Source organism: Eubacterium sp. LMAG:50, assembly GCF_008680265.1.
In the GTDB taxonomy this organism is placed as follows: Bacteria; Bacillota; Clostridia; order Lachnospirales; family Lachnospiraceae; genus Eubacterium_U; species Eubacterium_U album.
Map to the genome: position 1 here is coordinate 292,448 of NZ_NALP01000007.1, position 24,514 is coordinate 316,961.

At 33.7% G+C, this 24,514-nt stretch carries 22 protein-coding genes; 2 read left to right on the forward strand and 20 right to left on the reverse strand.

Going from position 1 to position 24,514, the window contains the following annotated elements; genetic code table 11:
- Window positions 1–2 precede the first annotated feature (2 nt).
- The 11 genes from CCC31_RS06560 to CCC31_RS06610 form a co-directional block, all read right to left on the reverse strand.
- A complete protein-coding gene (locus tag CCC31_RS06560; protein WP_117908264.1) occupies window positions 3–1,235 on the reverse strand; it encodes a phenylacetate--CoA ligase in 1,233 nt (410 codons plus the stop codon).
- A 190-nt stretch (window positions 1,236–1,425) separates the two neighbouring features.
- Window positions 1,426–1,989, reverse strand: a complete 564-nt coding sequence (locus CCC31_RS06565) for an indolepyruvate oxidoreductase subunit beta (protein WP_363347891.1) — start codon at window positions 1,987–1,989, stop codon at window positions 1,426–1,428.
- Window positions 1,990–2,058: 69 nt separating this feature from the next.
- Entirely contained in the window at window positions 2,059–3,906 is a 1,848-nt protein-coding gene (gene iorA / locus CCC31_RS06570) for an indolepyruvate ferredoxin oxidoreductase subunit alpha (RefSeq protein ID WP_290850433.1), read from the reverse strand.
- A 128-nt stretch (window positions 3,907–4,034) separates the two neighbouring features.
- Window positions 4,035–4,256, reverse strand: coding sequence for a hypothetical protein (locus CCC31_RS06575; RefSeq protein ID WP_290850435.1), 222 nt, complete (start codon window positions 4,254–4,256; stop codon window positions 4,035–4,037).
- Between the two features lie 200 nt (window positions 4,257–4,456).
- A complete protein-coding gene (locus CCC31_RS06580) occupies window positions 4,457–5,713 on the reverse strand; it encodes an SH3 domain-containing protein (RefSeq protein WP_290850436.1) in 1,257 nt (418 codons plus the stop codon).
- A gap of 59 nt (window positions 5,714–5,772) precedes the next feature.
- Window positions 5,773–10,602 carry an InlB B-repeat-containing protein gene (locus CCC31_RS06585; RefSeq protein ID WP_290850438.1) on the reverse strand — a complete coding sequence of 1,610 codons (4,830 nt, stop codon included), beginning with the start codon at window positions 10,600–10,602 and terminating at the stop codon, window positions 5,773–5,775.
- Entirely contained in the window at window positions 10,563–11,186 is a 624-nt protein-coding gene (locus CCC31_RS06590; RefSeq protein WP_290850440.1) for a dockerin type I domain-containing protein, read from the reverse strand. Before CCC31_RS06590 ends, CCC31_RS06585 begins: the two co-directional genes overlap by 40 nt.
- Window positions 11,183–12,163, reverse strand: coding sequence for a hypothetical protein (locus CCC31_RS06595; protein ID WP_290850442.1), 981 nt, complete (start codon window positions 12,161–12,163; stop codon window positions 11,183–11,185). Before CCC31_RS06595 ends, CCC31_RS06590 begins: the two co-directional genes overlap by 4 nt.
- A gap of 468 nt (window positions 12,164–12,631) precedes the next feature.
- Window positions 12,632–13,249, reverse strand: coding sequence for a sugar O-acetyltransferase (locus tag CCC31_RS06600; protein WP_260978984.1), 618 nt, complete (start codon window positions 13,247–13,249; stop codon window positions 12,632–12,634).
- Window positions 13,250–13,285: 36 nt separating this feature from the next.
- Window positions 13,286–13,444: a hypothetical protein gene (locus CCC31_RS06605; protein ID WP_158562608.1), complete on the reverse strand. Its 159-nt coding sequence runs from the start codon at window positions 13,442–13,444 to the stop codon at window positions 13,286–13,288.
- Between the two features lie 53 nt (window positions 13,445–13,497).
- Window positions 13,498–16,881, reverse strand: a complete 3,384-nt coding sequence (locus CCC31_RS06610) for a lectin like domain-containing protein (protein WP_290850446.1) — start codon at window positions 16,879–16,881, stop codon at window positions 13,498–13,500.
- A 270-nt stretch (window positions 16,882–17,151) separates the two neighbouring features.
- On the opposite strand from CCC31_RS06610, the gene CCC31_RS06615 reads away from it, so the two are divergent.
- The gene (locus CCC31_RS06615; RefSeq protein ID WP_290850448.1) at window positions 17,152–18,099 is read left to right on the forward strand and encodes a helix-turn-helix domain-containing protein; all 948 of its coding nucleotides are present in this window, start codon (window positions 17,152–17,154) and stop codon (window positions 18,097–18,099) included.
- An 89-nt stretch (window positions 18,100–18,188) separates the two neighbouring features.
- A complete protein-coding gene (locus CCC31_RS06620) occupies window positions 18,189–18,455 on the forward strand; it encodes a hypothetical protein (RefSeq protein WP_243002979.1) in 267 nt (88 codons plus the stop codon).
- 237 nt (window positions 18,456–18,692) lie between these two features.
- On the opposite strand, the gene CCC31_RS06625 is transcribed toward CCC31_RS06620, so the two are convergent.
- The 9 genes from CCC31_RS06625 to CCC31_RS06665 all read right to left on the reverse strand — a co-directional run bounded on the left by CCC31_RS06625 (window position 18,693) and on the right by CCC31_RS06665 (window position 24,438).
- A complete protein-coding gene (locus tag CCC31_RS06625) occupies window positions 18,693–18,899 on the reverse strand; it encodes a hypothetical protein (RefSeq protein ID WP_290850451.1) in 207 nt (68 codons plus the stop codon).
- A gap of 71 nt (window positions 18,900–18,970) precedes the next feature.
- A complete protein-coding gene (locus CCC31_RS06630; protein WP_290850453.1) occupies window positions 18,971–20,488 on the reverse strand; it encodes an RNA-binding domain-containing protein in 1,518 nt (505 codons plus the stop codon).
- 638 nt (window positions 20,489–21,126) lie between these two features.
- Window positions 21,127–21,297, reverse strand: a complete 171-nt coding sequence (locus CCC31_RS06635; RefSeq protein WP_290850455.1) for a CopG family transcriptional regulator — start codon at window positions 21,295–21,297, stop codon at window positions 21,127–21,129.
- A 165-nt stretch (window positions 21,298–21,462) separates the two neighbouring features.
- Entirely contained in the window at window positions 21,463–22,161 is a 699-nt protein-coding gene (locus CCC31_RS06640) for a sugar transferase (RefSeq protein ID WP_290850457.1), read from the reverse strand.
- Window positions 22,151–22,555, reverse strand: a complete 405-nt coding sequence (locus CCC31_RS06645; RefSeq protein WP_178514674.1) for a hypothetical protein — start codon at window positions 22,553–22,555, stop codon at window positions 22,151–22,153. The genes CCC31_RS06640 and CCC31_RS06645 overlap by 11 nt, the downstream gene beginning before the upstream one ends.
- Window positions 22,556–22,881: 326 nt before the next feature.
- The gene (locus CCC31_RS06650; RefSeq protein ID WP_290850461.1) at window positions 22,882–23,202 is read right to left on the reverse strand and encodes a helix-turn-helix transcriptional regulator; all 321 of its coding nucleotides are present in this window, start codon (window positions 23,200–23,202) and stop codon (window positions 22,882–22,884) included.
- Between the two features lie 307 nt (window positions 23,203–23,509).
- A complete protein-coding gene (locus CCC31_RS06655; RefSeq protein WP_290850463.1) occupies window positions 23,510–23,749 on the reverse strand; it encodes a helix-turn-helix transcriptional regulator in 240 nt (79 codons plus the stop codon).
- 223 nt (window positions 23,750–23,972) lie between these two features.
- Entirely contained in the window at window positions 23,973–24,245 is a 273-nt protein-coding gene (locus CCC31_RS06660) for a hypothetical protein (RefSeq protein ID WP_178061142.1), read from the reverse strand.
- Window positions 24,246–24,255: 10 nt separating this feature from the next.
- Window positions 24,256–24,438 (reverse strand): hypothetical protein, encoded by a 183-nt coding sequence (locus tag CCC31_RS06665; protein ID WP_118564889.1) that lies wholly within the window; start codon window positions 24,436–24,438, stop codon window positions 24,256–24,258.
- Window positions 24,439–24,514: the final 76 nt, after the last annotated feature.

Sequence of the window (24,514 nt, forward strand, 5' to 3'; positions counted from 1 at the left end):
ATTTAGTATCTGTTGTCATAAATTCTTGTTGATTTTTTCTCACTTCTTGGAAGATCGCCAATTGCAACAGGCTTAATTATTGCTGCGATACCTATTTTAGCCTTGAATGCTGCTCCAATTTCATGTTCCATTTCATAAGCATTTGCATCGTCCTTTATTTCAACAAATAATGTAAGAATATCTTTTCCATTCAAATGATCTATCATAACCTGATATTCACTTGACGCCCCATTAATGCCTTTTAACATTTCTTCTATCTGTGATGGGAAGATATTTACACCTTTTACTTTAACCATATCATCTGTTCTCCCTAAAATGACATCGATTCTTGGATATTTAGAACCACATGGGCATTCTCCCGGAATAATTCTTGAAAGATCATGTGTACGATATCTGATAAGTGGCGCCCCTTCTTTATGTAATGTTGTAATAACTATTTCTCCAATTTCTCCATCAGGAAGATTTTTTCCTGTCTTAGGGTCAACAATTTCTATATAGACATAATCATCCCAATAATGCATTCCACATTCATGTTCACAACTGATTGCAATTCCAGGACCATAGACTTCTGTAAGTCCATAAATATCATAAAGCTTAACGCCAAGTTCATTTGCAATTCTTTTTCTCATCTTGTCTCCCCAGCGTTCAGAACCAATTATTCCTTTTTTAAGTTTAATCTTATCTCCAATACCTCTCTTGGCAATTTCTTCCGCAAGTAACAACGCATATGATGATGTTGCGCATAGAACTGTAGATTCCAAGTCAACCATCATTCTAAGCTGTTTATCTGTATTTCCCGGACCCATAGGAATAGTCATTGCTCCAAGCTTTTCAGCACCATTTTGAAATCCTATTCCGGCGGTCCATAATCCGTAACCTGGTGTAATATGAATTCTATCTTTATTAGTTACTCCTGCCATTTTATAGCAACGTGAAAACATTGTTGCCCAATCATCAATATCTTTTTTTGTATATGGAATAATAACAGGTATACCTGTTGTACCTGAAGATGAATGTATTCTTACAATTTCTTCTTCAGGCACTGCACGAAGTCCCAACGGATAAGCTTCTCTTAAATCTCCCTTCCATGTAAATGGGAGTTTCTCAAAATCCTCCTGAGACTTAATATCATCTACATTAATACCCTCCAATTTTTTCTGGTAAAAGCAATCCTGACTTGTAAGTTTTTTCAACTGTGCTTTAATTAGTTCAAACTGCTCTTCTTTCATTTTCATAATTTATACCTAGCCTTTCAACTATGCATTTTCATGTCTTTGAAAGGCGCAAATCCAAGATTAAAAGAATGATTTGCATTGTTTTTCCTTTCTTTTTTATTTCTTCTAACCTTTTCTTCTCCTCTATGTATTTATGACAAATGCCTCTTCATTTGTCCATAATTTATAAAAAGTCTTTTAGACTTATATACTAGTTTGTTGCCATAAGTGCTTTAATGTTCATTTCAAGGAATTTCGGATTAAGTTTTGTTTCTATAGCTTTTTTAATTTCCTCTTTTGTTATTCCTAATTCATTACTATTGGCTGCTGCTCCAAGTAGTACAACATTTAAAGCCTTCGAGCTTCCTAACTCTTTACAAATCTTTTCTCCGTCCACAGCAATAAGATTAATATTTTGCTTTTGTAAATATTCTATCATCTCTTTACCATCATAGTGAAGTCCAAGACTTGCAGTTGTTGGCATTACCGGCTTTGTATTTGCAACAACTGTACCTCCCTCTTTTAAATAATTTAAATTTCTTACAACTTCACCCGGTTCAAATCCGATAATTATATCCGCTTCTCCCTCAGGAATCATTGGAGCTTTTATTTCATTTCCTATTCTTACATGGCTTACAACGCTACCTCCACGCTGAGCCATTCCAATTGTTTCTGCTGTTTTTGCACTTATCCCTTTATCAATTGCAGCCTGTGCAAGTAATTTTGACGCTAAAACTGTGCCCTGTCCACCAACTCCGCAAAGTAAACAATTCATATTTATACCAAACCTTTCATGCATATTATTTGTAATCTTCGATTTCCGGCAATTATTTTGTCAACAGTTCTACTGCTCAATAGCATGAACCGGACAAATATGACTGCATAATCCGCAACCAAAGCATAATGATGAATCTATTTCAATTTTTCCATCTATATTTGTCACTGCAGGACAACCTATTTCATTAATGCATTTCTTACATTTAATACATTTTTCGCTTACGGTATAAGCCTTTTTAGGCTTATTCACAGCAATACATGGACTCTTAAATATAATTGCCTTAACGCCTTTCATCTGTGCTGCTCTCTTAACCGCGTCTATTGCCTTATCAAGTTCAAATGGATTTACTTTTTCAACACTTACAACTCCTATTGCTTTTAAAACAGCTTCAATAGAAATCTTATGAGTTATTTCACCCTTTGGATTAGTATCTTTTTTCTTAACCATGTCCATCATTGTAACACCGGTTCCCGGATGTGGCTGGTGTCCCGTCATTGCTGTAGTAGAATTATCTAACACAATAAGGACTATGTCTGTCTCATTATATACAGCATTTACCACTCCTGTAATTCCTGATGCGAAAAATGTTGAATCGCCAATAAATGAAAAATGCACTTTCTCAGGTTCAATCCTATGAAGCCCCTGCGCTATTGTTACATCCGCTCCCATGCAAAGACATGTATCAGTCATATCCAATGGCTTTGCATTTCCAAGTGTGTAACAACCTATGTCACTACAAAATACTGCTTCTTTTTCTTTCATTGCCTGTTTTACGGCATAAAATGAAGCTCTATGTGGGCATCCTGCACAGAGTACCGGTGGTCTTACAGGTAATTCCGGTTTTTCGCCTACTTCCTTAAGTGTTTCGTCATCTATATCTTTTGCAACTCCAAATTTAGTAAGCTGTTCTCTTACTGATTTTGCAGTATTTTCTCCTGCACACTGTACATCTTTTGTAAGTTTTCCTAACACCTTACATTTAATATTATATTTTCCACATACGTATGTGATTTCTCTTTCTATAAACGGACTTAATTCTTCTATTACAAGAACTTCATCCACTCCCTCTAAAAATCTTGCAACAAGTTGTTCCGGAAAAGGATATGAAATTCCTATTTCCAAAAATCCTGCCTTGTCATAATCTAAGTATTCCTGAACGTATTTTCTTGAAACTCCGCCTGATACAACTGCCTTCCTACTATCTTCACAAAGATGAATTTTGTTCCATTTTGATAAATCCAATTCATCTGTACTATCTGCAGAAAGTACATGTGTAAGTTTTGCATTTCTTTCCTCTATCCTAATATGGTTGAGGTAAGATGTTCTTGGGAAAATAACCCATTTCTGAGTATCTTTTATAAATCCCTCCGGTGGCTCTCTTTTTATATTTTCTAAAATTTCAATATCCGCACATCCATGGCATACTCTTGTTGTAGGTCTGAAAATTACAGGTGTGTTATATTTTTCTGACATTTCAAAAGCATCTGCCATCATCAAATAAGCTTCCTGCGGTGTTGATGGATCGAATACCGGTATTTTTGAAAAAATGCCAAATTCTCTTGTATCCTGTTCTGTCTGAGAGGATATCGGTCCCGGATCATCTGCTACTAAAACTACCATTCCACCTTTAATTCCTACATAAGATAAACTCATGATAGGATCAGATGCAACATTTAGTCCTACCTGCTTCATTGTAACCAGTGTTCTTGCACCTGCATACGATGCGCCTGCTGCAACCTCAAGAGCTGCCTTTTCATTTACTGACCATTCAATATAATATGAACCGTCATTTTTCTTTGCTGCTGTTTCTAAAACCTCTGTAGAGGGTGTTCCCGGATATCCACAAACTAAATTAACTCCGGCTCTTATCGCACCCATAGCTATTGCTTCATTCCCCATTAATAATTGCTTCATTTATGTAACCTCTCAAACATATCTCTGTAACGTTTTTATCTATTTATTATAATATTAATTATGATATATAGCAACGTTTCATTTTAAATCAAAATATCATTTTGAAACATTTTTTACGCTTCTATATCTCAAATGTTTTTCTTTATTTTATCTATCAACGTTACATCTGCCGGTAGCCAATCTACATCATATAATTGTCCTTTTGTAAGCCATTTTGCAGCTTCATGTTCTTTGAGAATTGGCTTTCCTTGTTTAATATCTCCATATCCACGCTGTGTTGCAAATATAATTGTTTGTCCTTTTTCATTTATAGATTTTATAACTGCTGCAACTACTCGTACTATTTTCATTTATAGCTTTCTCCTATTTCGTAAAAAAATCCTATATTTGATTGTGATGTTAGTATTGTTTTTCTACCCAAAATATAAAAAAAGAGCCTATACGAATTATTTTAATTTCTCAAATCCATATAAGCCCTGTTTTTTTATTTTATTGACATCTATTAACTTTTATTTAATATTTATTAATTTCCATCAACACTTATTAACTTCTATTTAACATATTTTGAATACATATATCCTTCAATGTTTTTTTTCTTTTCTTTTATCTGAACTTTGTACCAACCATTTGCAGTTCTTCCAACAACTGATACTTTTGTTGCATTTGGACGGGAAGAAATAATTGGATATTTTAGTCCTGCCCCTGTTCTTATTCTAAGATTTCCTTTTGTTACATTTACCTTTGCATTCCATGTTATTGATGTGGATTTTACATATCCTACTTTACCTTTGTATTTAATTAAATACCATGTTTTGTCCATATCAACTATGGTAACTTTTTCTCCTTTTTTTACATTTTGAACTACCTTTGATGACTGCTTTTTCTTTTTATACATTTTTATTTTGCCATTTGTCTTTGCAGCCTTTTTCATCTTATATGTAATTTTAGGAATTACCTGTTGCACTACCAAAGTTTCTCCACATACAGAACATTTTCTTCCACTTGTTAATCCTTCTCTTTTTGTCGTAGCCTTTACTGCTTTAAGTTTAACCGATGTATGCCCTGTAGCTTTAACTACCTGCTGTTTTTCAATAATATATCCGCATACAGAACATTTCTTTCCGCTTGTTAATCCATCCTCTGTACATGTTGCACTTACTGCCGGTATTACTTCTACTGTGTGTTTTTCTACAGTCTTTAATATCTTTTCTTTACAGTCACTATATTTGCAGTTATGCCAATGAGTATCAGCATCACTCTCCCATTTTGTGTCACTTACATGTACGCATTTAACTACAGAAACAGCACCATTATTTGATTTTAAAGCTATATCGTCACCATTAACATTAATTGCCTGTTCAACATTAATTGCAATAATGTATGGTTTAAACTCTGCTTCATTTTTTGCTGTAAACTCTAAAGTTAAAATAGTTCCGTCTGTAGTGTTATTTTTAAGGCTGTTTAAATATGCAAGATATATAAATTCTTCCTTATCTAAAGCACTTGGTAAAGTTGCATCCTCATTATCAAATACATTTCCATTCTTTGCTGATGTCAATGTTAATGCAGAATGGTCATATCCTACTTTAAACTTAAGCCCCCATATACCCGGGTTGTTTTTTATATCAACTGTAATAGAAAACTTATCACCTTTTTCAACTGTATCTGAAGATACTGAAATTGTACTTTCTTTAGTTTCTGTCTGTGCAAATGTCGGTACACTTACATAAATACCACTTGCAAATATAAATACTACACATAACATGGCAAACAACTTGCGAATGCCGGATTTTTTTAATTTATACATATGGAAAAACCTCCTTCACGTTCATTTTCTCATAATATTGCTGTTATACCGTACTGTTTCTATTCATCTTCATCAATAGGACTAACTGTAAATCTTCCTACCTGATAGTAGCCGGAACCACCATATTTAGCATATACATTAATAGTATGTTTTTCTTCTGTTAATTTACTTCCATCAATGATAAAGTAATTTCCGTCTACTGTTACACAGGAATCATTATTGTTACCATCCCATGACGTTGAATATGTTAGATTCGATACTGCTCCGTTATTTCCATATGTAGTAAATCTAACCTTTATCTTTCCATCCTTGCTGACTTCATAATTTCCAGCTGAATAGTTAACGGTTGGATAACTTCCAAGTCCCCATGTATAATTAAGTTTGTTTGCCCAATATTCCTTATGTCTGTTCTTTATCGATTTTATGTTATCTGTGATATCATGTACCCTTGTTGTCATCCATACATGCTGACCAACCATTCTTCCACTTGATTCCATATATATCTGTGTCGGATAACAAGCATAATTTGTTGTATATCCATAATTAGTGCTTGTATCCATTTCAATTGAGAATGAAGTTTTTGCTCCATTTGACCAGGATACAGTACTATTAAGTTTCTGCGATCCACCAACTGAATCTCTGCAATCAACATAAACCTTATAATATGAGCAATTTAAGTCATACGGCTTAATTACCAAAACTCCTTCGTATAATGTTTCAAATTTCAGATAATACTGATCTGCCGGACGTGTTATTACAACATCATAAACACCTATATCTGAAGGGAATCCATTTTCGTATTCGTCCTTACTCTGTGACTTAAATTTAAATGTAAAACTGTCTTCGGTATATGTTTCTTCTTCGCTTAAATTTTCATCTTCCGGTGGATTAAATGTATACTCTGTAGCACGTTCTATAGCTGAATCATAGTAGTATGTCTGTGGATTAAATACAAATGTTTCAGCCGGAATAGGTTTTAATTTTCTCCAATGTGCATACAGTGTTGTATTTGATGTAATCAATACCTGGTCATCAGCTGTAATCTGTTCGCCTCCTTCTACCTTATTGTACCATCCAAGGAATGCGTAACCATCTCTTACAAGTTGTGGAATTTCACCATATTTTTCATCGTATGTTACTCTCTTTGTATTTTTATCTAATTCATTTCCACCATTAACATTAAATGTAAGTGTATATACAGCCGGTTTCCATTTTGCGTAAAGTGTTATGTCTTCTGTTGGAACAGTCTTTGATGTAAACATATTTTCGCATGCGGCATCTGTACACCATCCATCAAATTCGTATCCTCTTTTAACAGGGGTTGGAATTGTAGGAAGAATTGTTGTTTCCTTTCTTGTTATCGGATCAACTGTATTTCCTCCATTTGTATCAAATGTCATTGTTACCAGTTTCTTAATTACATTTTTACATTCAACGTAATATGTTGTTGGTGTTGATATCTTATCTACTTCAGGGCTGATTCCAATAATATCCGTGTTATTTTCCTGAGTTACTTCAAAATAATCATAATTTGGAACTGTACCTCTTTTTAGTTTAACTACAGTATTTTCTACATCAATTCCGTTAAATACAAATGTTGCTGTTACGCTGTCATCCACATAATTTGCTTTTGCTGTAACACCCTGCATTAAGGCTTCTGCAACCTTGCTGTTAATCGGCTGTGTCAAATCAATAGTCTGTGGATAACCATTTACATTTATAGTTGCCGTTGTTGTAATTCCTGCGAATTTATTATATGCACCCTGTCGGTTAGAACCTGTTGATTCTAATTCTGAGAAATCAAATCTTTCACCATATTTTGCATAAAATGTCTTACTTCTTGTTGTACCATTTGCATTCTGTATATCAGTTACAGTAATTGCATATGTTTTGTAATCTACATAGAAGTCATAAGTTGAGTTATCAACAAGTGTTAATTTTTCCGTATTCTGACCATCATATCCTTTTGTCAAAGTATACTTGTAGTCATTCCAGTTAAGTAAGTTCTTTAATTCGTCTTCTGTTGGCAAATCAAATTCTTCGTTCTTTAAAAGTTTTTTGTTCCATACAGTCTTATAACCGTCAGTATCATTACCAACACGAACTGATGCAGTATAGTATTCACTTAATTCTTCAGTTGTAAGGTTTGTCCATACTACAGGAACTGTTACCGTCATGTCATACTGACTGAATGCAACCTTACTATATAGGTAAGTAATAGTCATTTCTGCAGTCATATAACGTGTGTTTTTAGGAACATTGACGTTAATTTTTCCTGTTTTATAATCAACACTAAAGTTTCTGTTTGTAAATCTAATATTATAATTTGAAGGATGTAGTGACTCTACTCCCTGAATACCTGTATTTAATTCTACATATGACAATGCTAATACATTAGCCGGAACATCCATAGTAATTCCGTTAGTGCTGTCACCATCCTCATCCTTTACAAGTATTACCTCATCCTCCTGTGGCTCGTAAGCTGTATTGTAATAAAATACATTTCTTCCTGCCGTCAGCAATGGTATTTCTTCATTTACGAAATCATTGCTGTATTCAAAAAGATTTCCTATGGCATTTGCCTCAAAACTCATCATAAAATATAAGCCAAATTCCAGATACAAAGCTCCTGCCATTCGCTCTTTACTTACAGTATTTTGCGTATTTGCCGGGCGATACTTTGAATATTCATATATAAAGAATCCATATAATTTGACATATGGTCCAAGTTCTGCCGCAATACCTACAGATGCAAATTTGCCACTACCAATACCCGCATAAAGCTTAGCTCTTATTCCTGCTTTTAAACCAATTTTACCCATTACATAAAACTGGAAATCGAATCTTTCATCTAACAAATCCATTGTAGAAGAACCTGCTGACGGTTTAAACAATCCAACTTTAAACCAGAAATTGTATCGCTTGCCTACTTCGTATTCCAAATTTGAACCGATTGCTATGTTCATATCTGCTCTAACAAGGAAGTTTACCTGTGTACCAATTACAACGCCGAAATAACATACTTCTGTTGAACAGATTTCTTTGTTTACAAGTGTTACCCAGTCTGTTTCCTTTTGCAGTGTCTCTGAATATTTATCCATGAGTGCCTGCATTCCATCGAGAAATTCTGTGCCAAGTTCTGTTTCAGTGCTTAAATCCATAACATCTAAAATATCACTTGCAACATTTGACTTTTCAAATGTTTTGCACATTTCATTCCATTGCTCTTTGTCTGTTCCGTTCATTTCCATTACTTCCCAAAGAGCATTTAAATCTTCTTTATATCCTTTTATCTGTTCTGCTGTATCATTTGCCTGGTCTATCTTTGTCTGAATTTCTTCAATCTTATCCATAACATCTTTTACAGACTTTAGACCTGCACTAAGTCCACTTGGCAAATTAGAAAGTCCTAATGCTTCTGTCGGATCATCAGCAATAGATTTGAATTTTTCCCAAAGAGACTGTTCCTCTTCTGCTACTGTATATATATTTGCGTTAAATGAAAATGCTGTAAAATTCTTTACATCCATTGATGTGTTTACACAAATACCAACCGGAATAGGGATAAAAAGAATCTCTTTTGTAACAATGCTTCCTTTTACTCGTGGCACTAATTCACATTCTTCAACAAATGTTGCTGAAAGGTCAATCTTTACCGTACCATCTTCTACCTCTACTTCAAATTCAGCTTCAACACCAACTGCAAGCTGGATTCCATTGTTAAAATGAAGTTGTTCACCTTTATTTATTATTTCAACAGAAAGCTTTACATCATCTGTTAGTTCAAAGCTCTTTCCAACATTCATTTTTCTGAGTTGCTTTGCTGATAATTGCTGACCGTTTTCATCTGTTAAAACAAGGCTTTGAAGACTCGTATTTTCTTTGAAGCCATCTGTCTTTGTTACCATATCACAAAGAATGTCTGCTGCCTCTTCGCCAAATCCACTGTCTTCCATCTGTGTCTGTACGACATTTTCTAACTGTTCGCATTCTTCATCACTAATGATGTCACTTCCGGAAATAGGAATCTCAGAATAGAGGTCCATGCTTTCCTCTATATCATTCTTTTCTACTTTTTTGTATGTAATTAACTCTGTATCTTTATCATAATCTGTGATTTCACCATAATATACATCATTTCCTGATTCAATTTCATCAGTTGAAACATATAATGTAACAAAATCACCTGTTCCTATTGAATCTACTGCATTTTCATATGTACCTTCATCTCCCATCATATTTGCGTACATATCTACATCTAACTCTTCAATACTTATTGTTCCGGTCTCTTCAGTTGGCAATTCCTGTACTATTAATGGGAAATTATCAGGCATGTTATATATTTTTGCCTGATCATTTTCATCAAGTGCTGCAAATGTTACCTCATTTCCATCTATTGCTGCTACCTTAACGTAAACTGCCGGATCTAATAATTCAGAAGTTTCATCAGTATTTCTTTCAGTTGGTTTTGTACCAACGTAAAGACAAATAATATCATCTTCATTAAGTTTTGAAGCCTCATCATATTCAAAACTTCCACCGTTTTCATTTATCTGTTCTGAAGTCAATACGTCATAATTTTTTCCATCAACAGAATAAGTTATTTCATCCGTATCCTTTATATAAACTATGTCATCATTCATTTCCAGATTTTCAACTTCCTTCATGGCTATTGAAAATGATGCTGTTCGTATTGTTTCTTCTTTTCCGTCAAACACCCAGCCATCTGCAAGATTTAACTCATATGAACATCCCTCATTAAATCCATTCGGTGCGCTGACTGTATATATGCCATCTCCATCATTGTCTTCAATACTAATTTCCACATTGTCAGAACCATCTTTAACAACTAATGTTGCTGCTTCTTGTGGTTCAATATCGCCTGACACTTTTTTATACTAAAAGTCATATCAGGAGTCTGGTCCATTTGAGCAAATGAAGTAATATTTAATTCTTCTTTTCCTCCCATTTCCTGATATTTAGCATAAACATTTATATTATCTGTAACAACATCATCTGAATAGAAAGGTGTTGTAAATTCTTTATCAGTATAATATCCAACTAAAACAGCATTGTCCTTTGTTGCCTTTTCCTTTGATGGTAATTCGCCTAAAGGATAATCCTTTTCAGCCGGCAAAGTTTCTATTAGTCTGTCTCCGTCATAAAAAGATACTGTTAAAAGTTTTGCTCCTAAATGAACATCCCATTCTGCAAAATATTTTTTAAGAATAAGAAAGTCCTTTAAGTCAACCTGCCCATCTGCGTTTATGTCTGAATTTGCAAATACAAAATCTTTTATTTTTTCTTCAGAAATATATTTTTTTAGTGTTAGCAAATCTCTTAAATCAATTACTCTGTCCCCATTTACATCGCCATACATGTTTCCACTGGTTTTTGCAAATATTTCTTGAGTTGGCATTTGTGAAACAATAATTGCAATTGCTAAAAATAGGGTTAACACTCTTTTCTTCATCCATTCACTCTCCTTTTCTTCACTAGTACACAGACAATCCCTGCAATAATCATCACTACTATAATTGATATGCCAATTGCAATATTTGATTTCTGTCCTGTTCTACCATTTTTTGTTTTATTTACCCCTTTTTCCGATTTACTATCCTTCCCGTTTATTTTCTTTGTTGATTTACTTTCCTCTCCTTTTTTATTTTCCTCCTTTGCCTCTTTACTCTTTTCCTCTATTTCTTTTTCCACATCTTCTTTTACAAAAATATCTGCTGCATAATTTTTCTTTTCTGTTTCCACATTTACTTTATATTTTCCGTTTTTTAAAGTATTTAAATAATCCGAACCAATTACCACATTTCCATCTGAATCAACAGTATAACTATCTTCACTAATTTCCGTTTCATTTATTTTTACTTTTTTAACTGCTTCCTTAACTTCCAACGGCATCTTGATTTCTTCGTTCTTTGCCTTATCAAATACAATATCATCATTTTTTACATCGTAAGATACAGTAACCGTGCCATCTTGTGTATCCATTTTAATAATGTTTCCATCTACGTCTATTGCCTGGATTAACGTAAGCTCTATAGGATATTTCCCTTCCGGTGAATAATCTACTATTTTAAAATTAAAGGTCACAACCGTTCCATTACCCTTAATATCTTTAAGACTATTTGAACTTGCAACAAAAACAAACTCTTCTTTATCCAGCTTGTCCGGCATCGTCAAATCACCATCCAAAAACACTTCGCCATTTTGTACCGATTCCAAAGTTAATGCTGAATGATTATATCTAACTTTAAACTTAAGTGCCCAAATTCCACTGTTTCCACTTAAATCAATATCTATAACTGCCTTGTCATTTTTTGTTATAGTTGATGACACTGTAAGAGTCGCATTTTCTTTGGCCTGTGTAACATTATTTTTCGGTGTTATACATAAAAGCATGAGTGCTATAAGTAAACTAAAAAAAATCTTTCTCAAACTATCACCTGCCTAATTCTTTATTTAATTTTCCCCGTAACATTTTGTGAGGCATTTTGCCACCCATCGTATAACAAAAAACATTAGACATAAATATATCCCAGAGATATAAATTCGTCTCTGTAACACAAATTAATACAAAAGTATAAACTTTTCCTTATTACATAAATTTGTAGAAATGTAATTTTTTCTTTGTTACATAAATTTATATATTCTGCATAAATTTATCTCTAAAATTTCATGTTATTAATTAAATTCCCGCTCAATATATATAAAATAATTTTACCATATTTTAGTAACCATACCTATTAAATAATTCCATAAAATGGGGCTTTTCTAAATTGAATCGATTTTAATTTTAAAATCAAATGGCACACAGATAACAAAAAAACTACAGTAGTAAAAATAATGTCTATCCACAAATTTTGCAGACACTTTTCTTACTACTGTAGCATTTATCTAATATCATTATATTTGTATATCATCAAACATATCTTTATCTGTAATTTTTCTTTTAACTTTGCATGGATTTCCCACAGCAATAACTCCTGCCGGTATATCCTTTGTCACAACACTTCCTGCTCCAATTACACTTCCTTTTCCTATTGTCACTCCACCTAATACAGTTACATTTGCTCCTAACCATACATCTTCTTCAAGCGTAATCGGCGCACTGGTAAGAACGTTGCTTCTCTGGGACGGATGAATGGCATGCCCCGCACATGCAAGACATACCCCCGGTCCTATAAACGCTCCATGCCCGATATTTATAGGTGATGTATCAAGCATCACCACATTATAATTTATAACTGCAAGTCCGTGAAAATGAATATTCAATCCAAAATCACATTTAAATCCTAGTCCCGGAAACGCAAGCTTATTATACGTTCCGAAAAGTTCTTCCATAATTTTTTCTTTCTTTGCAACTTCATCTTCATTTAGACTTTCAATTTCTTTTAATAATCTTTCCGCTCTTCGTCTTAATTCCGGCGGATTATCAAATGGATTGCAATGATATGGTTCCATAGAAGTAATCCTCGCAAGAGCTTTATCCATATTATTTTGTGTATTCTGAATTTCTGACATAGTTGGTCTCCTTAGCTAGAAATTTATTATTTTGTATTATACTTTATATTTTTCAAAAACACTACACTCCACCCTAACACCAAAACTTCCACCACCGGCATTACAGCCCATAAGCCCTGATGCAAGTGTCGCAAGGGCGTTAGCCCCAACTCCCTGTCCAATTACAATTGCATCTGTAAGTGTGTAAATTGACATTACCATTGCGCTACCAAGTGACGGTATTATAACAAATATGGAATAACTGTCAATTACTTATAAAACCGCTTACTCACTTTAAAAGATTTTACACTACTCCATTTGCCTTTGTCTTTTCCAACTATTGCTCTCACTCTTACATAATATCTTTTTCTAACACGTAATTTTCTTAACAGATATGTATTTTTTCCTGTACGTTTTGTTCTTACGTTTTTCTTAAATTTTCTGTCAGTTGAATACTGTATCCGATATATTTTAGCCTTACTTACCTTTTTAAAAGTAATTCTCACTTTTCTATTTTTAAATTTTTTTACTTTTAGAATTTTTGTTTGCTTTAAACTCTTTTTATTTACACCGTCAACACGAGTTGTAGTTTTTCCGTTAGTTGTTGGTTCATTTTCCTTTGTTACAACTTGTCCAAAAGTTGTAGTTGAATCTTTTTCTGATGTTGTTTCGTCAGTTGTTTGATTTTCTACAGTAGTTTCTGATGTTGTATTTTCTGTAGTCAATATTTCAGTTGTGGGTTCTACTGTGACAGTTGTCTCAGTTTGTTTCTCAGTTGTTGGTTCTAATGTAGTTGTCACTTCCGTTGTTGGCTTTAGTGTTGTTGTCACTTCCGCTGTGGTCGGTGCTTCTGTTGTTGGCTCTGATGTTGTTGTCACTTCCGCTGTGGTTGGTGCTTCCGTTGTAGGCTCTGATGTTGTTGTCACTTCCGCTGTGGTTGGTGCTTCCGTTGTAGGCTCTGATGTTGTTGTCACTTCAGTTGTGGTTGGTGCTTCTGTTGTTGGCTCTGATGTAGTTGTCACTTCCGTTGTTAGTGCTTCCGTTGTAGGCGCTTCTACAGTTGGATTTTCCACTTTGTTCTCCAATTTTGTGTATACCTTTATTCTTCCTACATAATTTTTAAGTTGTGTCCATCCACTACCGTTGTTTATATATGACATTTCCCTGCCATTTTTATATGAAGTCATTATTTTGGCGTCGCCCTTTTCATTTGAAACACTTACTATTGCAGAGAACCATTGGTCTTTTTCGATTTTTACCGGCTGATTCAGTTCTATTGTTACATATCCGCTATTTTCAAAATATGCTGTTGTAGTATTTGCCAGATAACCACCTGAAACTGGTACATTGTCCTGTCCACCATAAGGATAATCTACATTTTTATATATCTCCACTTTAGCGGTTACATTTTCACCACCAATAGCTACATTTACTGCTTTTATATATTCGTCTTTTAGATTATCAGATTTTTTTGCTTTAAACACATTTGCCACTGACTTATCTTTTCTTAATGGGAAATCGTCCATACTTCCATCATAGTAATAATTAAAGTCATACTTGTCCTTTGGTGCAAATGAAAATGCATAAGAACAACTGCTTGTATTGTCATATGACAGCCAAAAATACTCCAATGATTTGTAACTGTTTTTTACAAGCCAACCACCATTTTTGGTAGCACCATTTGGTACAAATTTGTCTGATGGAATATTGTCATCCCAGCCAATGATTGTGCATGCATGGGGAGAAATTGTACTGCTATGTTCATTCTTTGGATTGTAGTATAACGTTTCTCTTGCATTATTGTACTGAAATGTTACTGCCCCATATTTTGCTATGGCTTTTTTTATTGACCTAATGTATTCTTCCGGATTTGATTTGTTTTCAGGTATATAAATTGCATTTTCAAATCTATATGATGGATTTTCATATGGGTTTGTCGTAACCACATTACCCGATACCGGTGCCCACCACATTGAATATAACTTGGCAATTTTTAGTGGGTCTCCTGACTGCGTCAAATAATTTACTGATTGCCAGTCTCCATCTGTATTTCCCAATGGATCGCTTTCTCTCTTAAAAACTCTATAAGCTGCCGCCATCGGATTTAATGATAATGTATCTTTTGTTACTGTAGGATCAATTCCACTTTTCAAAATGGATGATTCTGCTGCTGCAATGCTTGAATATGCCCAACACAAATTGGTATCTCCCTGATCTTTTACAGGTGTTACTATGCCATCGTCCCTTCCATCATATTTTTCCCTGTCTGATATCTCTTTAGTTTCAGTCTGTTGTTCTTCAAAATCACCCTCTATTTTAAATGTTAATTGATTATCAGTTATATTTGTGACTTCAACATGCATATCATCAGTTATTTCCAAGCTCTGATTCAGTTTTAATGGTGCGTCAGATTTTGTTGCATATGTGCCACCTAATGTTTCATAATTCCACTTTCCTGCAACGCATCCCATATTGTTTGGGAATTTTGTGTCTTTGTCCACCAAATAACAAACAAGTCCTGAACCAATTATCAATCCTTTTAGCTTCGTTCCATCTGTTTTATACAATTCTTTTGACTGACAATCATATTTATTACCACCTGTGCCAAAATTTCTATATTCTAAGTACAGTGTTTTATTGGTTCCTTTTAAATTTAATTTGTATCCGACTATCTGTGAATCTCCTCTAGTCGATGCTTCCTTTAAGGTATACTGTCCATTTTGATAAATTGTTTTAACATTGTCAGATGTAAGCCACCCCTTTGCTTCTCTTTCTTTTACAGATATAAACTGTGGCACAGGTGACATATGCTTTGCCATTGCAGACATATAATATACCGGCGAACTATTTGAACTATTGTACAAGTCCTTAAATCCTAAAATGTGCCCCATTTCATGAGTTGCCACTGCCATAGGCAAAATCACGTTTTCCCGATTATCCTTGTATAAATAATTATAGGAATTTGTCACCTGTACATAGTTTTTACTTGTAATTGTTTTTCCATCTGCATTTATTTTTACGTAATCTGCATAATCCTTATAATTCCACAAAGGTGAGGACCAACCCACAGAGATACTCTGAGTTGTATTTTTATAAATAATGGTGATTGCATCGATTACCCCATCATTGTTTTTATCAAGTTCAGAAAAGTTGTACTTTTTTGTACCATCATAATTTGTAATCACATTGCCCGCTAATATAGCTCTGTTTATAGCTTCAGACCAGTCTGTTTTTAGTTCGTACATACGCTGTGATTTTTCGCCATTGTCCGTATAGCCTTCAGGATTTTCATCGCTGTATTCAGCATAGTAACCTCTTGGATGTGACAATTGTATAGAACCACCCTTGTCGAATAAATACACACTATTCATATGTAATTTTCCATTTGAAGCAGTTTCATAATAATCTGAAACATTAAAATCTGCATTGTTGTAAGAATTATCTGTAATTTTTCTAACAGATTCCCCATTATAAGAATTATCTATAAATTCATCTTCATCTAAAAATCTTGCAAATACTATAAGATTTGTAAAATTACTTTCTTTTGTTTTATTTTCTGTATTTTCATTCGTATCATCAGCAAAAGTTGCGCCACTAAAAAGCATTGTCATAACCGTAACAAACGCCATGATTATACTAAACCCTTTTTTCATAAAATCTCCTTTTAATCATTTATTCTTTTACACCTTAATTATATATTCATTATAGCATTTACCAGATTAACTTTGTATTCTAATTTTTTAGAATTATAGGCTCATCCAAAATTAAAATTTTAAATTCCACTCTTCCATTTCACAGTGGATTTTACTTTTACATAAGTGGAATTTAATCTTTCGCACCATTTTATTCTATTCATTTGCATATTTATCTTTACCCTTGTATGCTTGTTCCATGCTCTCTGATGACGGTAGAAGGAGGTACATATGTCTAACCTTATACCGGTAAACCAGAAACACTTAACTTTAGATGACCGTAAAATTATTGAAGACTCTCTAAATGAAGGTCTTTCCTTCAAGGAGATTGCCAAATATCTTTGTAAGGATCCGACTACCATTTCAAAAGAAATCCGTCTTCATCGGGTTGATGACATCCAACCCAAACGGATATTTAATAATCCACACAACTTTTGCACCAGGAGATTTAGGTGCAAACGGACAAATGTATGTGAAAAGATTATCCTCTGTGACATTAAGTGTTCATCATGCAATAAATGTAATCAGGTATGCAAATCTTTCGTAAAGGAATCCTGTTTGCGAGTGGACCGGGCTCCTTACGTTTGCAATGGTTGTGATAAACCACTCCATCGCTGTAGCGTTTCGCATAAATATCGCTATGATGCTGTTTTTGCACAACGAAAATATGAGGAACTCCGTACTTCTTCAAGAACCGGTGTAAATCTCACAAAACATCAAGCTCTTCAAATGAATGCCGTGGTTGCACCTCTGATAGAACAGGGACAGTCTCCATATGTAATTGTCACCAACCATCCGGAACTGGGCATCAGTGTGAAAACACTTTACAACTACATTGAACAGGGTGTTCTTCTCACCAGAAACATTGATTTAAAACGTAAGGTCAAGTTTAAGTTACGAAAAGATGATTCCAAACCTTCAATCAAAAACAGGGAAGTTTTCGTCGGAAGAACTTATGCTGATTTTAAGCAACTGAATCCTGATTATTTCTGTGAAATGGATACTGTTATTTCGGCTAAAGGTTCCAATAAATGTATTCTGACTTTTTACAGCCCTGAAACACAACTGTTTATTGCCAGACTCCTAAATCGTTGTACTGAAGGAGCTGTTAAGGTTGCCATTAACGAACTGGAGAGGGCTCTTGGCACATATGACTTTCTATCCGTTTTCAATACCTGACTGACCGTGGCAGTGAATTCAGCGACCCGATATCGCTTGAAACGGGTATTAACGGCATTGAACGCATGAGTATTTATTACTGTGATCCCATGAGAAGTAATCAGAAGGGGGGCATTGAGGAAGCACATACCCTGTTGAGAATGATTATCCCAAAAGGAACCGTTTTCACGCATCTTACACAATGGGACATAAAGAAATGTGTTAATCACATCAATTCTTATGTGAGGGAAGGATTGAATGGTAAAACACCATATCAGGCATCACTTGAAAAATTTGGCCCGGAGATTCTCCGGGCCCTGCAGCTTAAATACATCCCACCTGATGATGTAATCCTCACACCAAAGCTGCTAAAATAACATTTTTATAAATCCCGTCATCAGAGCCACAAATTTCACATTTCTCACACCGACCTGTGGAATTTAATCTTTCACACAAGAATTCCAGAGGTCTGTTTCCTATGCCTTGATTTTCAGATTTAAAGAAAAATGTACTTAAATTTTAACACTTATTACCCTTTATTCAACCAAAAACTTTTAAATTTAGGTTGATTTTTAACAGTGGGTGGAATTTAGTCTTTCACACGGAATTTACTTTTACAAGTCAGCTTCTCCACATAACAAATCTTTTATCTCGCATGATGTACATTTATTTTCACCGATTTTATCAGCAATCTCTTTAACTAACTCCCACCATGAACACACTCCAGAATTTTTAGAAACTCCAGCCCCCACAAAAATCACAAGATTCTCATTTGAATTTATTTGCTTGATTTTTTCTATTTGTTCGATAATCTTGTTCATCAATCTCACCTCACAAAGTGCACTTTTTTCGTCGCTTTTTTCGTCGCTTTTTCAACGAAAAAAGCGACGAATTATTTTAATCTATACAACTTGCCTTTTGTTTTCCCATTATCGATGAGTTTATCAAGTACTATTAATTCTTTTAATAATTCCTTTGTTCTAGTATCCTTTAATCCAAGATTACCAGCTATTTCAGCTGTTTTATGCCACTCGCCATCATCCAATAATTTTAGGATTTTATCATATTGTTCTATCTTTTTCTTTGATATTTTTTTCGTCGCTTTCTCATATCCATCTGGCAGCAAAACTTCATCATCCGCTTCCAAAAATGCCGGGTGGATTGGAATTCTTATTCTCATAGCTCGTCTATCTTCATCCGTAAAGAACTCCGCTCTTGGTGAGCCATTCTTCTCAAGTTCTTCCTGTATTGTTGGGATGCCAGAAGAATGCCCCTCTGATAAATCCAGTTCTTTTAAAAACTCTCCGAGTCGTCTATTTCTATAAAACCTAGAAACAAATCTCTTTCCTTCAGCTATTGTCTTTTCTGAAATAGATCTGTCTATCCCCGGAAAATTCATGATATTTATGCAATCCGGCTCTATCTCTATAGTTACTGGTTCAAAGGACATATAATCTCTGTGATAAAAGGCATTTACCACAGCCTCTTCTATTGCCTGATATGGGTAATTGAATATCCTTAATGCCTCCATCTGATTTGGTACTTTAATTACCTTTTCTCTAATAATCAAATTACGAAATCTTTCCATTGTTGCTTGAATCATCTGAGGCACCGAACCTGTAATATTAGGAAAATCTTCACTAATACTTGGATTCTTAATGCTTCCTTTAGGAAAAGAGGTCATCTGTACATAAGTATATCCAAAGAATTTTTCTGGATGCTCACAGAACATCATAATTGCCACATTCTGAATATATCTGAGTTCTGGAGGACCAACCAATAGCTGCATATCATTAAGTATTTCCTCAACACCACGTTCCCTTACCTGTTTAGCAAGTTTACTACCGGTTTTTCTCAAATGATCTTCTAACAGCACCGGTGAAATATCCTCAAATGTTGCCTTATGGTTTGCTCTGCAATCAAACGGGGTTTGATCTGACATATTAATCAGTTCTCGCTCCTGTTCACTATTTGCCTTAACAGAACTTGTCTGATAACGAATATAATAATTGTACTTTTTTTCTTTCTTACTTGTTACATGCTCTGGTGATTTATAAGGTCGCTGCTGTCCTGTTCTGACAACAATTACAAAAATCCATTTTCCATCCACTTCTGCTGGTATCCCCTGTGGAAAGTAGGGTGGAGAAATCAAATTATTGTACCCCAACATATCTTTCTGTATTGAATCCAACATATATTCAGGTAAACCTTTTACCGGACGCTTGGCAACACCATTTTCTTCCTCAACGCCTACAACAATATAACCACCACCATCATTATTATAATCATTTGCGAATGCACAGACACTATGGTAGATATCATCAGGATTCCACCCAGTCTTAAACTCTATTCGGTCTGATTCTATTTTTCTTTTGTTTAATAAATCTTCTACGTCTAGTTCAAGCTCCATAATGTCCTCTCCATTCCTAACATATTTTTTCATTATCCTTCATCTATTATGAATTTTATTTTCAGATAATTTTTTACTTGTTTATCTTATTTGTGTCACCACCGGTGACACAAATAGTATTATCTATAACATTCCAATTATTAATTTTTATCCATTTATATTTTCTAAAAGTTTTGTTAAATTAATTATATCAAAATATATAAAAAATAAAATCTTCTTTTTTGCGCCATACTCAGTTAGATTTCGCTTTGCTACACCTAACTGACGGCTATCGCCGTATAAGACCGAAAATACAAGAAGTGTGAGAAATCCATAAATGCATTTCCATCTTCCGCAACGCCGATTCATTCGCAATTCGCTTCGCTTCTTGCTCATGAGTGGCTGGCGCCACTTACGTATAAAATAAAAGCCAACAGATAGTGAACATAAATGTTCCCACTGTTGGCTTTTGTTTTATGCTAATCGGCTTGTAGCTTATTCAAACTCTAAAAAGGCTGACGGTTAACAGGTTCTTTTATTTGCTCTTTCTGTCCGTATTTAGCCTTTTAGTTTAATACTATTTTAAATTATTTTGACTTATTAAATTTTTGTTACCACGATGTGGTCATGCTGAAGAATAGTACTGGGTGGCTTGCAATTTATTTGCATTGCTCATACAAAAGCTCTAAACCTTTTTTAAAAGCCTCTGCTTTTGTCATTGAATGCTCCTTAGCAAACTCAATGAGTTTTTCGTGTTCCTCATCTGATAGTCTAACCGAAATCTTATTAACCTTCGGATTTTCTATCTTTGGTCTGCCAACCTTTGCCATACCACTACCTCCTATTGGTTACATTATAATTTATGACCGTCATATTTTCAAGGCATTTTTTAATTATCAATTATCATTATTCTGTGCCTTACAATATAATAACTATATTTCATATTTTAATACAACACTATGTATCTATCTGTCAATTCTAACTTTCTATCATGCTTACTTTCTCACGGTTGTCCTAATGCACCATAATATAATCTGTACATCCAATCTTATACAGCGATTATAGAGATAGTACCTATCGCTGTAAAGTTTTATATCTGCACCACTGTCCTTCAATTTTTCCGAAAAAATTGTATACATATTAACCAAACCTGGTTTTTCGTACAAATAAATTTCTTTTTCTTCTTCTGTAAGACTATCTTCTAGTCTTCGCCTACACAATCCAACTACTGTTATTTTTCCAATTAATAATGAAAAATATATCGGCATAAAATCGAGCGATGTTCTATACAAAAATTTTCCTACTTTTAAATATTGCCTCTGTCCGTTACATTCTTTTTTCATAATTCGAAATGTATAATATGTGTATTTCTTTTTTCCATACCCTATAATATTTCTTTTAATAAAAATTGGTCCTCCATCTTCAATTAAAATAATCGGTGCAACGAAAACAAAAATAGTAATAGCTAATACACTCCCTAAAATTCCAAAAAAAATGTCATTTATCCTTTTTACAAAGGCATAAACAGTTCCTTTTTTTTTCTTATCATATTTATCCCAGTCATCACTTTTTAAATCTCTAAAATACACCTCATTATATTTTTTGCAGCTATACATAATTGTTGCTGCTACAATTACTATTATTATTAATACCATTAACGCTATAAGTATAACATCTATAAATTTATTTATCATTTTTCTCTTCTCCTATTACTTCATTACAATAATATACTGCCACAAAAACAGGAATTATAACGGTCAAAATTACTGCTATATAAGTAACCTTTTTGCTCTGATTTCCCAAATATATTAAAATAATCATAATCAAATCTATAACACAAATTATTTTAAATGCGTTTTCCAACACCACTTCAATAATTTTAGTCTCTTTTTTCTTGTTGATAATATTTAAAAAAATTATACATATAAACAAGTTATAATAAATAAGTTCTGCTGACTCAATTATGTTTGTTTTTAATATTCCATCTTTACCCAAAAATAATATTGCGAGTTTAATCACTACAGGTGCTAATGGTACAATCAAATTCAATATTACCCACTCAACACATTTCTTTTTATTTTCTTCCATTTAATATATCCTCAAGTTTCTTTTTTAACGTCCAAGACATCGTATACGTTTATCTAATATTAATATTTTGTAAATAATAAAATCAGTTAATTTTCCATTCACTTGCTATTATGATGTTTTAACCAACCAAATTTTAATTTTATAAATATAATTATACACATCTTCAATTCTATTCACAATAATAACTATTTTTATCGTTACATACATACTATTATTAATGCATTTCCTAGAACCAGCATAAAGTAAGACGTTAATCATAATATTAATAGTTTTCATAAAAAAAGCCCAAGGATTGTAACCCTGGGCCAATATTTTCTATATACTTTTTAAATTTTCTCCACCCCATCTATTGTCTTTAAAAACAACTCCTTCAGTGTTTCTTTCATCTTAGGACTTAACTCTTTCAATCTTTCATCCACTGATTCTTCATCCTTTTCCTTTATTCCTAATATCGTATTTGCATCTGTATCCAGTGCATCCATTAACCTATACAAAAGGTCAATGCTCATTTTATTACTTCCTTCTTCCAACTGATATACATGTGATTGACTTATTTTTGCTCTGTAAGCCAATTCAAATACAGATACATTCTTTTTTATTCTTAATGATTTAATTATGTTTCCAACTTCTAAACCTTTGTATTCCATTTATTCCTCCTGATTTTCTCCCCTATTGCAATGCATTGCATCACGTCTGATGCATCTTCAGTAATATAACACGCCAATCATTACTTACTGCTTTGTTTCTTTCCTCTGTCCGTCGCCAGTATATGTGCTGTAGCTTGCTACCATATTTCACTATGGATCACGGCATAGTCAACAACTTCAAACTTATAATTATAATAAGTAGAAACTATTTCATGCATTGCCTTAAAGGAGGTTTGCCCGGCTCATTTGAGCCTCTTTTAATATACTGTTTTTTAATATAAAATAAGAGTTAGTGGCACTATACCTTTTACTCATCATCAATAACCATACAACTTCTGCCTAAAACCAAATAATCAATCGTTGTATCTAATACTTCTGCCAAATAAACAAATGTGTCAATTCTGGCTCCATTTATTCCACACTCAATCATCTTTAAACCCTGACCTGAAATTCCAATCTTTTCTGACAACTTTTCCTGTGTTAATCCCTTTGCTTTTCTTAACTCTTTGATTCTTTTTCCACTTTCCTTAATATCGTAATAAAACATCTTTTTCCTTTCTGGAAAACCAGAAAGGTTCGTTGTCTGCACCTGACACTTTAATTACATATATGTTTTTCTATGCGCAAAAAAGACGCAAGGGAAATCCTGTAAAGTAAATCTACTTCTTACTGATTTTCCCCTGCGTCTCTGGTGCTCCTACAGTTACCTCAATAACTGTATGCCCTTATCAGGTGGGCCTATTTAATTTTTTATAATAAATTGTTTTCAGTCATCCATAATATCCACATTCGTAATCATATGGTGAATGGTATGTTTTTTTCTTATGTAATTTGCTTAATTCATTTTTCGCAGCACTGTTCTTTGTTGCTGCTTCTCCGATAGTCTTATATAGCCTTGACTCTCTTAATTTAATTGAGCCTCTTCTATCCGTAAAGCAAACCTGATAGAAGCCATTAGCTATATTAACTATTATCACTTCTTTTATGTGCATTCCATTTTCTATGATATACACATGTTCTCCAATGCCATACTTGTAAATCAATTTTTACACCTCACACAAATAGTTTTCCGTTAATCATTCTCTCTGCTACATATTTCTCATCTATCTTTTTAAGTGTTAAAACTCTTTTGCATCTATTGCATTTGATAGACAAGTTTAAATTTCCTGCATAATAGTCAAACATTCTTCTCTTACAGTCTTTGCAACAGAATGATACCTTCATAGAATTGCTCATTCCTTTGTTCACTTCCTTTAATCAGTATTTTTGTTTTTACAATAAATACCTGCTTGATAAGGGAAATAAATCCTGC